Origin of the sequence: Flavobacterium sp. UGB4466, from assembly GCF_903469665.1 — a bacterium.
Classification (GTDB): Bacteria; Bacteroidota; Bacteroidia; order Flavobacteriales; family Flavobacteriaceae; genus Flavobacterium; species Flavobacterium lipolyticum.
The window spans coordinates 1-12,662 of record NZ_CAGKLC010000051.1 but is presented as its reverse complement, the minus strand read 5'-3'; the positions used below and the strand labels follow the sequence as shown (position 1 = coordinate 12,662).

Here is a 12,662-nt window from a genome sequence, read left to right as displayed (position 1 = left end):
TGAATATGCAAAGGATTGATATAAAAACGATAAAGAAGAATACAATAGCTATTTTGGGTTTTGTTTTGGTACTGTTTTTCTCCTCTTGTGATGATGTGGTAAAACTTGATTTAGAAACCGGAGAAACGAGAATCGTAGTCGACGCCGAAATTATCTGGAAAAAAGGAACCTCCGGTAGTGAGCAGGTCATCAAGGTGAGTAAAACGGCTCCTTATTACAACGATAAAACTCCAAAAGTCTCAGGAGCTAAAGTAAAAGTAACCAATAGCAAAGGAGATGTCTTTACTTTTAATGAAACAGGACCAGGACTTTACGTATGTACTAATTTTGTACCTGTGATCAACATGGATTATGTGCTTTCTGTAGAGGCAGAAGGGCAAACTTTTACGGCAGCCGAAAAGTTAATTTCAGTAGCACCTATTGATAAAATAGAACAGAAACGCGTTCCGGATGTAGCCGGAGACGACTTGTATGAGATATCGTTTTATTTTAAAGACCCGGCGGATCAGGTCAATTTTTATCTTACCGATTATAAGAGTGATGTTTTTCGTCTTCCTTCACACACGCTGTTAGATGATGAATTGTTTAATGGAAATGAAATATATCCAAGATTTTCAGATCCCGATTTGAAACCGGGAAAAAGTCTTTCGGTGATAAATCGAGGTATTTCTAAGAATTTTTACAACTATATGAGTTTAATTTTAGAGATATACGGAGGAAGTCCTTTTTCTATTCCTCCCGGAAATATCAGAGGGAACATTGTAAACACTACAAATGCCAATAATTTTGCTTTTGGTTATTTCAGGCTTTGTGAAGCAGATAGCTTTTCCTATACCGTACAAGAGAACGATAATATTGTCTATCCGGGAAAGTAAAATTTTAATTGAAGGTTGATTTGTGACTACATCTGGCATATAAATAGTTATGTCAGATGTTTTTTTTATGCGGTAATTTTAGGTTATAAAAAAAAGGATTTTAACAAAATCCTTTTTTTTAAATCTGATAAAAGATACAGCTGTTTTTAACTAAGATTGGGATGAATCAAGAAGTTACCGGACTACTTTCTTTTGAAACGCATCATCGGAACATCGTTAAGCAATAAGTTTAGTTTGCCTTCTTTATCAATAGAATAAGAGGTGATTTTTCGGATCATCTCAGTAAAAGTCTGTTCCCCGCCGCCTTCGCAAAACATCATCGTGGTAGGCCCCTGTTCGCCAAAGCTGATCGTTTTTCCCTTTAAAGTATAAGGAGCACTGTACCCATTGCAACCCGCATTTCCGAAAACCTGACCGGTATTCTGGTCAAACTTGATAAAAGGTTTTTTGTTGGGATATAAACCCTCAAAAGCAATTCTCGGACCCGAAATATATTCGAGCTCCCAGGTAGTATCAAAAAGAGCGGTATTTTTTGTAGTATCCTTTGTAGCGTTGCAGGAAGTAAAAAATAGAGCAATTGCAGCAAGCAGTAGTGTTACGTAGTTTTTCATCTGTTTTTTTGAAGATAAAATTAACAAGTTTTGGGTTATGAAAATCGTTTTTCGGATAGAACTTCGTTTAAAATTTTAAAGCTTTATGAAACAGCAATGTTTTCAAAAAACATTCGGAATCAGGACTGGATTTTAAAAAAGCAAAACATAAATCAGGAATATTGAACTTACCTTGTGTGTTACACTCTTCTGGGATCTCCTTTTAAATAAGTTTTGCTATATTTAAAATATTCGGTTGAAGTTCTTTCTCCTGCTTTCCCGTCAATTCTAAGAACACTTCCGGCACTATTAAGAAGTTTTTGAAGCTCGACAGCTTCGTTTGTAACCTTCCCGGAATAGTACATCGTTTGGTTTCCCTGCGCTATGATTTGTTCTACAATATGCGTGTTGGGCAGTGTAATTAGATGCTGTTCCATCATACGGCGCAACAGAACAGCGGCACCACATTGTTTGGAGACCGCATTGGGATCGTATTTGCCGTCCTGAACATATTTACCTTTAGTGTACTGATTCGAATAACTCCATAAATAAGGCGAATTTATTCCCTGCTTGTAATATCCTAATCCATTAAACAATTCAAGTCGGTATAGAATTCCGGCAATGCTCCAGTCTGTCCATGAATTTAGCTTGTCGTAAATCAAGGCGTCATTTGCGCTCACTTCCCAGGTAAATGGAGGATTTCCTGCTTTCGGACGACCTGCTGGTACGTTAACCGTACGCTTAGTAAGTGGGTCGCCATTGTGCAAATGAGTAGTAAAGTTCAGACTTCCTTCCATACAATGTATAATAGAAATCATGTACCAGGGAATATTTAAGGGATCACCAACAGATTGATATCTGCTTTTGTTTGAAACTATTTTAGCCACCAATGCATCAATTTCAGAATATTTGACTTCTTTTATAATGCAGGATGCAAACAACTTTTCGTAATTGCTTTTTTTGTCAGGGGGTACTGTTGTTGCCATAAGTATAATTGGTTAGTGTTGAGTTCTATTCAACGGATTAGTTGGATTTAGATAGTATAAAGTTAGTTTAAAAATGCTATTTTTGTTTTAACAGGTTTAAAAACAGGTATTTATACTTGTTTTTGAAAAGGTGGCCAGGATTATTTTTGATAAAAAACGAAGAGAACTAGTTGCAATTGAAAAAAGAAAAGGATATCGAGCGTTGATAGAAGGTGTTGAGTCGGTTTTTATAAGAGTACAATAGGTGCTAAAGTTCTAAATTTAGAGTTAAAGTCGTCAAAAGCAAAAAATCAGCTCTGTTACATTTTTTAGAAAACAGAAAGTTTTAAGTTAATGCAATCGTAACCCTTTCAAAAGGATTTACTTAGAGTATTCGCAACATTTTTTGATAAAAAGGAAGAAGTAGAAAACAATTTTACGTTGATTTTTATAGATTTGTACTATCAATAATATGCCCAAAAACGGATTGGGATTAATTATAAAATACTAAGACAATGAAAGCGGTTACTTCACTATTTTTATTTTTAATATTTGTCTACTCAAATTCTTATTCACAGTTAAGCTCAGATAAAATATTCGAAAGTTTTAAACAGGGAGAACGGACCAATTGTTCGTCGATTGCCTTTATTAAAGCCTCTTTAAATGTCTATGGATTAGACAATCTTTTTGTAAACGAAAAGACCGGTGAAAACACTCACAAAATCACCTTAAAAAACAATGCATCATTCAATCTGCAAGAGGACGAAATCAGTAAAGCTAAAATATCGGCCGGGTTTATTTATATTAAAGACAATCCTGAGAGTGAAAAAATCACCGATTATGCAATACTGACTTATGCTGTAATGGCGAAATACAAACAAATTATTGATAAGGTCGATACTTTTGACAAAGCATTAGAAGATTTAGAAGATGGTTCAGTATATACTCCTACCATTTACAAATATTTAGGATTCAAAGAAGGTAAACAAGTGCTAAAGTTAAAACGACAATCCGGAAGTGAATACTGCGGAGTAGTGGCGTGGTCTACTGCTCACGCCGTTTTTGTCTGTGAAGATTTTATGGACTATTATGGCAATAAAAAAAGCATCTGGATCAAGTATCCGGGACGTTTCAGAGTCATTAAATCGTAAGCACAAGTAAAGATTTACGGGGAAATGTGGGGATTTCCATAAAAAAACAAACAAGCATTAAATTCCTGAAATGTGCGCTCCAGTACCTCAGAATTGTCTTATAGATTGACATAAAATAAAATGTTAATTTTTTTTAAAAAAAAGGAATCATTAAAGTTGCGGCTTAAGTTAATTTGTATACTTTTGTGTTCCTCAAACAACCAATTACATTAGTAAAATGAAAAGTAAAATAATTCTAGTAAGTTTCTTTTTCTTTTTTGCAACTGGAGCTATTTCAGCACAGGCGAAAAATGCTCCAAGAAGTATAATCAGTACAACTGCTATTATTCGTAAATACCATGATCAAAAAGAATTGAGTGGTATGCAAAAAGGAGAACTTTTAGAATTATACATCGAGCGTATTAAAGTTTTAGTAAAAACACTTCCTTATATCGCTTTGGTTACTAAACCAGGTGTTACTATGGCAGACTTAGGTATTCCGGACGATAGTGAGCACAAAAAAGTGTTAGACGGTCAGGCAGAAGGAACAACAGTATTTTTGGATACTACTGTAGAGTTTCAAAGAAAAATGATGCCTTACTCAGATAAAGGAAATTTAATTGCTGCAATTTTATTCTACGAAAGTACATTGAAATCATTACACGAGTTCAATGATATCATGAACTAAAGTTATCAGGATCTGATTCCTATAAAAAATAGAAACCTCCAAAGTCATTTGATTTTGGAGGTTTTTTTTTGTTTTTACAGTATAAAACGGGTATTAATACGGGTTTGCAATCACCATAAATTGGGTTACTTTGATTGCACAAGTTATTAACGCTAAAAAAAAGTTTATCATGCTAAAACGTAAAAACCCTGATGAAGAAGGGAATTTAAATCAGCTGACCTCTGATTTTGCTCAGCAGGCAAATGAGGCCCTATTCGAAGCACTTCAGGAAGAGAAAGGTGTATTGGATAAATTGATGTCCGGTTATCAAAAAGTTCAGATTGAAGATCCAATCAGACCTTTTTATGAAGAAGACCTTCAACAAATTGTAAAAAATGTAGATTACGGTATTTTACAGGTATTAGAAGGGACCTGGGTAAGCTACAATAATAACAGTGACAATCAGAGTCAGAAAAAACTCATTGGCAGCGGTATACATACCACCATCATGCCTTCTCCGGGTACTAACGCAGGAACCATTCCCGGAAAATACAGTTTTGAGTGCGAAGAATATATCGAAAAACTTACTTTTAATCTGGTGCCGGGTGGTGTTCGAAACCGTGGCGGTGCAAACGAGCAGTTTTGCGGAGCGGTGAAATACGAACAAAGCATCAAAAGTGTAAACCGTGTAGCCGGTCAGGAGGCTTTGCAATACACTCCAATTCACGAAGAGAATGGGATGTACCTGTGGCTGAGTGATATCTTTAACTATGCGGCAACAGAAAAAACGATTAGTGAAGACCGCGGTATTCATGCCATATCACCGAAGAACCCGAATAAAGATTTATACAAAAGCGGTTATCAGGACGAAACCCTGTTTTTAATCAAGAATGATCAGGGAAACAAAGAATATGTGACGCTGGAAAACTTAAACGGAAGAAAATATTACGAGATTATTGCTTCAAAAGAACTTAAAGCAGGAGCAGGGCAAACCGGACCATATTTTATACCCGATTATTCGATTTCGAGAAGTGGTGTAATTCCCCATGGAAGTACAATTACTTTACTGGGAGATTTAAAGCCAAATAAATCGGGTTATTTGATTAATGGCGCTCCGCAGTACCCGGAAGGATTCGCGGACTGGGACTATAAACATCTTTCTATTTCGCAAACAATGGGAGGAGCAGATGCCAGCAATGAGCCTATAAATCTGGATGCACCTCCACCACCTTGGGTATTTGAGACGTTGGATGATAAAAACGATGAACGTGAAAATAAAATCTATACGCAGAGAATATTAGCCCATCCTTTATATCCTTATTCGGTACGGCCAGATTTACGTCTTCGGGATACGCTTAAAAGTGATGTGGTAAAAAACCATGTACTGATCGAGATGTCCTCTAAAAATAAAACCGGAGCTCAGGGAGGAATCCTAAATGTTCCGTTTGTCAATCGTTTTGTTCCTACAGTCGAAATGAACATGAGAATGTGGATTGAAACTGTTGTCGAAAACAAAAAAGAAATTCTTCAATTGCAATACGAGCAGGTCATATTTTTCGAGTTTGATTTCGGAGACGATGGCGGTACGACAAGCTGGCCACACATACAAGTCAATACACTTCGTAAAATGGAAGATGTATCACCTGATCAGAAACGATTAATAGAAGAGCAATTCCCGGGAACTTATAAAATGGGATCTTCGGGGGAGGCTTCGGGCTGTCCGCATCACAAAGAGTAACTTACAATAAATGTTGACAAGCAGGAAGTGAGTTAATAGCCTATAACCGATTTAACAGATAACATAGTGCTGTAGGGCGTTACTGTTTATAATGTGCAATGATTTTTGATCATTGCACATTTTTTTTGTTTAAAAAAGCGACGAAGGTTCTCCTGGTCATTCAGAATTTGTGACTAACAATAGGGGATTCTGTAATCAAAATTTGCAGTTGTTTTATATATAAGTCCGTTTATGGCATGAATGCTGTCATTTGTTGAATTTGTTGACTATAGTTTGTTTTATTGGGATAACTTTTGCATAAATATCAGCGGAATGTGGAAAGCCGTAAAGAAAATATAAAACAGAGTGTTAGATTTGGCCTCTTAATTTGATTACCCAAAAGACTAAACCGGAATATCTTATGAAAAAACGACACCTATTACCCTTTTTAATTTTACCATTCTTTGCCTATTCTCAGGACATTCTCTGGGAGAAATCATACGGCGGACAGCATGCCGATTATTTGTTTGACGCACAGCCCACAGCCGACTACGGCTTTATTCTGGCAGGTAGTTCCTTATCTAATAAAACCGGAAATAAAGACGATGACAATCATGGAGATCTGGATTACTGGATCTGGAAAATGAGCGAAAAAGGAGATCTGGTCTGGCAGAAAAGCATAGGCGGAAGCGGATTTGATTTGCTTCAGAGTATTAAAAATACAAAAGATGGCGGCTTCATTCTGGCAGGAACTTCAGATTCGGGGAGAGGTTTTCAAAAGAATGAAAAATGCAAAGGCCTTACTGATTTTTGGGTCATCAAATTAGATGCATCGGGTACTGAACAATGGCAAAGAACTATTGGCGGTAAAGGAAAAGACGAACTCTTATGTGCTTTTCAAACCAAAGACGGAGGGTATATGTTGGGAGGTTCATCCAGTTCGGATTATTCAGGTAATGCACTTGCTGCTACAAACGGAATGTCCAAACCCACCACAAAAGCGTCTCAGTTTAATAAATCAGATAAATGCCGTGGCAATATGGATTACTGGATTGTTAAACTGGACCAACAGGGCGATGTCGAATGGCAAAAGACCTATGGAGGAAGTTATAGCGATGTGCTGAGGAGTATGGAACAAACCACAGACAACGGATACATACTGGCAGGCTATTCCAATTCGCCTGTTTCAGGCGATAAAACCGAAAACAACAAAGGAATAGGTGATTACTGGATTCTTAAAATAAATGATACCGGTGAAATTCAATGGCAAAAGACCTATGGAGCTGAGGGAGATGATCAGCCTTATGTGATTCATCAGACTGCCGATGGCGGTTATATTGCGGGCGGAAACTCCAACAGCAAAAATGCCCTGACCACTTTGGGCGGTATCGTAGGAAACGGAACCGACTACTGGATCCTGAAACTCGATAAAGACGGAGGTGTGGTATGGAGTAAAACCTACGATTTTGGAAAAACAGACATCTTAACCTCATTGGTAGAAAACAAAGACCAAAGTTACCTCATAGGCGGTTATGCGCAAAGCGAAAGCAGGCGTCCGCGTGAAGGGATCGTAGCCAAAGCACTTAACGCTGTCAGTAAAGAAAAAGAAGGCATCAACGATTACATCGCGATGAAAATAGACGACAAAGGCGAAGAAATCTGGAACAAAACCGTTGGCAGCGCCGGAGAAGATATCCTTAGGAAGTTAATCGAAACCCGAGACGGAGGATATCTGATGGCAGGAACCTCCAATTCGGCAGCCTCAAGAGATAAAAACGGCAGTATGGGAGGTAATGATTTTTGGGTGGTGAAACTCAAAGACAAAACAAAAGTCGAAAAGGTAAAATCCAGTACCGAAGTCATTCCTAATCCTGCTTCAAGCTATACCAACATTATCATCGGTTATGATTTTAAAGAAGGCACCGTCACACTGATCGATATTGCCGGACGGACCTTACTGGAGTTTGACATCAACAGCAGGACCGTTCCCGTTAATCTAAGCCAGTACCCTGAGGGAATCTACATCATCAAAGTCAGAACAGATGTGAAAACAGAATCTGTAAAAGTGATTAAATCTGTTAGATAATTCAGGAGCCTTTTAATTATTATATCAAGTTACAAATCCATATGAAATCAAATATATATCACTTGCTGTTCCTCGTTTTGTTTTTGAATACTCAAAATGCGAAATCTCAAACCGACGATGGAGCCAAAAAATCTTATATTCCCAATATTAGTATAGCAACGCCACAAGTGACCGCTATGAGTAAAGTAAACGAAGTACCTGTAGATATTGCCACAGGAAGAATCAATTATACCATTCCGATATTCGAAATTAAGGAAGGCGAATTTACCATGCCTATTAACCTATCCTATAATTATTCCGGTCTTTTGGTAGATGAAACTCCCGGATATGCCGGAGTGGGCTGGACTTTTAACGTAGGTGGAGCTGTTATGCATACGATTAAAGGACTAAATGATGAAGGGCATGAACTCGACAGAAGCATGATGCACAACTATTTTAACAAGCTGCCTCCGTATCAGGATGAGAATGTACCAGCATCAAAAGCCAGAATTTTAGATCTGTATGAAAAAATAGCAGAAGGAAGAATAGATGGCAGACCCGACAAATACTCTATTAATATTGGAAATATTAGCTGTAATTTTTATTTAGATAAGAATGATAATCCGATCTTCATGAAGAATGAAAATTACAAACTGGTTAAAAATGGCTCTTCGGGATTTACATTAACTGACGACAGAGGCATAAATTATATTTTCGGTTTACCTCAAATGAACACAAATACCGGTTCAAGTATTGAGGGATATGGGTATAATTCTTCTTTTTTGATAACGGAGATCAACTTTCCGTATACCAGTAACAAAATTACATTCAATTACACAGCTCCAAACACGCTGTATGATATTTATGACAGTTATACTTCCACTAACACAATTATGAATGGCCATAATAATTGGTCTACAACAAAAACGAGGACAGAAACAAATGCATCGGTCACCAAACTTTCTAAAATTACAACCGATAATTACACGATCGAATTGCAATACGATGATAACCCTGCTGAGCGTGCGGTAGCTGTTGTCACTAAGTTAGAGATAAAAAACAGAGCCGGAATCACGGTTAAAACTTATGATTTTAACTATTCACAATGGTCCGGAAGAAGAAAGAATCTGTTAAATGTAAAATACAATGGACAGGTCATTAATAGCATGGAATATGATGAAAGTTTGGCTTATCCTAACTTTTCTGAAAGTGATTTGGCAAAAAAAGATTTATGGGGCTACTACAACTCCAATGGTTCACTGCCTCTTAATAATGCGCCGCTAAATCCCTTAGACAATCCGGGAATCAAACCAAGTTTTACCAGTACTAAGATTGGAAGTCTTAAAAAAATCACCTATCAGACAAAGGGCTATTCATTAATTGAATACGAGCCCAATTCGGTTTTTATGAATGTGACCGATTATAATTTTCCATACCCTAATGACTCCAACTCCTCTAAACCTTTATCAGCAACCACAACAAATATTGTAGAACCCGAACCTACTGAATTCGACGTAATTTCGGTTCCTGTAACATTAAATCTTTATAATGTACTGTCTAATGATACAGGAAAAAACGGCTGGGAAGACAGGATTTCTATAGTTAAACTATTTAAACAAGGTGAAGAATCGAATCCAATTTTTATAAGAAGCCAGACCTGGAGAAAGGATGGACGATGGGAACCTACACAAGCCTCATTTGTCAATCAAACTACAGTTACAATAAACACGCCCGGCAAGTATTATTTAAGGGCGATATCAAGTGTGGGATCTACAGCGCATATAGCCACCACACTTCAGCAATCGGCACAGACCTTTAACCAAACTGTGGGAGGAATGCGGGTAAAAGAAGTAAAAAACTGTGATTTTAACGGGGCTTGCATCACGACTGCTTACAACTATTCGCAATCGGATAAAAGTACCGGTATCATGCTGCAAAAACCACAATTTTTCTCAGGATCCTTTTTGACAGATAAAGCTGGTTGTTTGTCTTCTATTGGAGATGTAAGCAGTAGAGCATCTTATTATAGTTACAACAGTGTTGCTCCCTTGTCTAATTTTAGAGGAAGCCCGGTATTGTATCAAAAGGTAGAACAAATTGAAGGGAATCAACTTCAAAATAACGGAAGAACCGTGTTTTTGTATTCAGGAGGAAGTGTTAATTTTCTGTATGATGATGGATATAATTTGGGTCAGCTGGACCAAAAAATTATTCAGTCAAAAGCAGGAGATACGATCCAAAAACAAAAAAATACCTATTTAAATAATGTAAAACGCAACAATCGCAGGTTTATCCTGGGTTTAGAATGCAAACCTACCCGCATTACATTTGGTATTTATGGATCTAATCTAATAAATGGCCCCATGACATGTTCACCTATGCCACAAAGACCATTAAGTGATTTTGTAACCGAAACATTTACACATGAATCTAAAAATTATTTTTTGGAGAAAGAAGAGCACACAAGCTATCTGAATGGTAAAACAGTGATACAAAAGACAGTCAATTCCCATGATCCGGAAACAGGAAATCTTAAAAATCAGGTTACAACAAATTCTGAAGGGGAAAATTTAGAGACAAAATATTTTTATGTTACAGATCCTGAAATGACAAATGAGTCTTTTCGAAATGAATTGATTGCGAAGAACATGGTTAGCAAACCGATGAGTACACAAAGTTTTAATGGAGAAAAAATAGCAGAACAGAAAACAGCATATAGCAATGAGGCTTCAACCGCTAATTTGCTACTGCCAAAACATGTTTATGCAAACAAAGGGGCTCAGAACATAAGTATTCCCGATGATAAAAAAATTACCTACGACCAATACGATCAAAAGGGTAATATTTTACAATATACTGTTGAGGGAGGTTTACCAGTGGCTATAATTTGGGGGTACAATAAAACACAACCTATTGCAAAAGTAGAAAACGCCAGTTACGATCAGATTGCCAGTTATGTTTTGAATCTGCAGAATCGATCTGATTTAGACGATGATAATTGTTTGACTGAGGATTGTAATGAGCAAATATTGAGAAGTAACCTGCAAACTTTAAGGACTTCTTTCCCTCAATTTATGATTACTACTTACACTTACAATCCACTGCTTGGTGTTACAAGTATAACAGATCCCAAAGGTATACCTTCTTATTATGAATATGATACTTTGGGAAGATTGAAATTTGTAAAGGATCAGGATCTAAATGTAGTTCAAAAATATTGCTACAATTTTAAAGGGCAGCAAACTGATTGCAGTGATAATACTTCAACCAGCGAGTACTTCTATAAAAGCGCAGCCAGAAGCGGGGTGTTTACCAAAAGGAATTGTGCTGCAGGAGGAACAGGTCAAAGTGTGGCCTATAATCAGGCGAGAGGGGTGGTTACCTCGACCATTTCACAGGCAGATGCGGATGAAAATGGTCTCAGAAAGTTCAATATAGACGGACAGACTTATGCAGACAATAATACGGATGTTAAATGTGTCTTTAAAAATACTGCCAAAAGCGCTTGGTTTACCAGAAACAATTGTGCTGCGGGGGGGACACCCGAAAGTAGTTTATATACCGTTCCGGCAGGAAAACATTCCTCTGAAAGTTCTCAGGCTGATGCAGATACTCAGGCTCAGAATGATATTAATGCAAATGGATTAGCGTATGCCAATGCCAATGCCAGGTGTAGATTTTGGAATACAGCTCAAAGCGCGGCATTTACCCGAAACAACTGTGCTGCAGGCGGAGCACCCGAGACGGTTTGGTATACAGTTCCTGCAGGGCGATACGATTCTTATGATTCTCAGGCTGCTGCAGATGATCGGGCCTGGAATGAAATCAACGCCAATGGATTGGCTAATGCCAATGCCAATGGTAAATGTACCTTTAACAGCGCTGCAATAAGCGGATCTTTTACCAGGAATAATTGTGCTGCGGGAGGAACAGGCTCAAGTGTTGCCTATAGCCAGTCTTATGGAGTGGAGTACTCTTTTTCTTCACAGGCTGATGCTGATAGTAAGGGATTGGCCAGATTCAATACAGAGGGTCAGGCTAATGCCAATGCCAATGGTAGATGTATTTTTTATAGTATGCCTTTTAGTGGTTCATTTACCAAAGAATATTGTGATCGATTCGGAGTACCTTCCAGTGTATCGTACAGTCAGGGACCAGTAGCTTTTTTTTGTAATTCTCAGGCAGAAGCAGATGAGTTGGGATTGCGAAAGTTTAATGCAGATGGGCAAAGTAAAGCCAATAGCGAAGGATATTGCACTTTTAAAAATTTCGAATCCGGAGGCTCTTTTTGGAAAAACAATTGCCCGCCAGGCAAGTATGGATCTGAAGTAAGTTATACCGTTCCCGCGGGGAAATATACTTCACGTATTTCACAGGAAGATGCTGACAGGCAGGCACAGGCAGATGGACAGGCGTATGCCAATCTAAAAGGGAAATGTACGTTTACAAACCAATAATAGATGGTCTTTATAAAAACAAGAACAGAAAAAAAAGCACTAGTATGCAAAAATATATAGTACAGTTTGTTTTATTATTAATAGCAAGCTTTAGCCTAACCGCCCAGACCTTCAGTGATGACAACTTCATATACACACTTAGCCCTAAGAAACCGGTGCGGGCAGCAAACTTAAATTCGCTCACCAAAGACGAGAT

8 protein-coding genes are annotated in these 12,662 nt (G+C 37.7%); 6 read left to right on the top strand and 2 right to left on the bottom strand.

Features of this window, described 5'->3' with window-relative positions; translation table 11 throughout:
• Positions 1-5 precede the first annotated feature (5 nt).
• Positions 6-875 (top strand): DUF4249 domain-containing protein, encoded by an 870-nt coding sequence (locus JO950_RS13235; protein ID WP_237732352.1) that lies wholly within the window; start codon positions 6-8, stop codon positions 873-875.
• A gap of 182 nt (positions 876-1,057) precedes the next feature.
• On the opposite strand, the gene JO950_RS13230 is transcribed toward JO950_RS13235, so the two are convergent.
• On the bottom strand, positions 1,058-1,486 hold the full coding sequence (locus tag JO950_RS13230) for an META domain-containing protein (protein WP_202703069.1): 429 nt from the start codon (positions 1,484-1,486) through the stop codon (positions 1,058-1,060).
• Between the two features lie 179 nt (positions 1,487-1,665).
• Positions 1,666-2,451 (bottom strand): hypothetical protein, encoded by a 786-nt coding sequence (locus JO950_RS13225; RefSeq protein ID WP_202703068.1) that lies wholly within the window; start codon positions 2,449-2,451, stop codon positions 1,666-1,668.
• Between the two features lie 494 nt (positions 2,452-2,945).
• Between JO950_RS13225 and JO950_RS13220 the strand changes: the two genes are divergently transcribed.
• The 5 genes from JO950_RS13220 (at position 2,946) to JO950_RS13200 (ending at position 12,466) form a co-directional block, all read left to right on the top strand.
• Positions 2,946-3,581: a hypothetical protein gene (locus JO950_RS13220; RefSeq protein ID WP_202703067.1), complete on the top strand. Its 636-nt coding sequence runs from the start codon at positions 2,946-2,948 to the stop codon at positions 3,579-3,581.
• 217 nt (positions 3,582-3,798) lie between these two features.
• The gene (locus tag JO950_RS13215) at positions 3,799-4,248 is read left to right on the top strand and encodes a hypothetical protein (protein WP_017495730.1); all 450 of its coding nucleotides are present in this window, start codon (positions 3,799-3,801) and stop codon (positions 4,246-4,248) included.
• Positions 4,249-4,417: 169 nt separating this feature from the next.
• On the top strand, positions 4,418-5,965 hold the full coding sequence (locus tag JO950_RS13210; protein WP_202703066.1) for a peroxidase, FMP-type: 1,548 nt from the start codon (positions 4,418-4,420) through the stop codon (positions 5,963-5,965).
• Between the two features lie 400 nt (positions 5,966-6,365).
• On the top strand, positions 6,366-8,030 hold the full coding sequence (locus JO950_RS13205; protein WP_202703065.1) for a T9SS type A sorting domain-containing protein: 1,665 nt from the start codon (positions 6,366-6,368) through the stop codon (positions 8,028-8,030).
• A 41-nt stretch (positions 8,031-8,071) separates the two neighbouring features.
• Positions 8,072-12,466, top strand: a complete 4,395-nt coding sequence (locus JO950_RS13200) for a DUF5977 domain-containing protein (RefSeq protein ID WP_202703064.1) — start codon at positions 8,072-8,074, stop codon at positions 12,464-12,466.
• The last annotated feature ends 196 nt before the right edge of the window (positions 12,467-12,662 follow it).

Excerpts from the sequence above, each read along its gene's own strand:
- JO950_RS13235 (WP_237732352.1), top strand. The coding sequence starts at position 6 with ATGCAAAGGATTGATATAAAAACGATAAAGAAGAATACAATAGCTATT.
- JO950_RS13230 (WP_202703069.1), bottom strand. The coding sequence starts at position 1,486 with ATGAAAAACTACGTAACACTACTGCTTGCTGCAATTGCTCTATTTTTT.
- JO950_RS13225 (WP_202703068.1), bottom strand. The coding sequence starts at position 2,451 with ATGGCAACAACAGTACCCCCTGACAAAAAAAGCAATTACGAAAAGTTG.
- JO950_RS13220 (WP_202703067.1), top strand. The coding sequence starts at position 2,946 with ATGAAAGCGGTTACTTCACTATTTTTATTTTTAATATTTGTCTACTCA.
- JO950_RS13215 (WP_017495730.1), top strand. The coding sequence starts at position 3,799 with ATGAAAAGTAAAATAATTCTAGTAAGTTTCTTTTTCTTTTTTGCAACT.
- JO950_RS13210 (WP_202703066.1), top strand. The coding sequence starts at position 4,418 with ATGCTAAAACGTAAAAACCCTGATGAAGAAGGGAATTTAAATCAGCTG.
- JO950_RS13205 (WP_202703065.1), top strand. The coding sequence starts at position 6,366 with ATGAAAAAACGACACCTATTACCCTTTTTAATTTTACCATTCTTTGCC.
- JO950_RS13200 (WP_202703064.1), top strand. The coding sequence starts at position 8,072 with ATGAAATCAAATATATATCACTTGCTGTTCCTCGTTTTGTTTTTGAAT.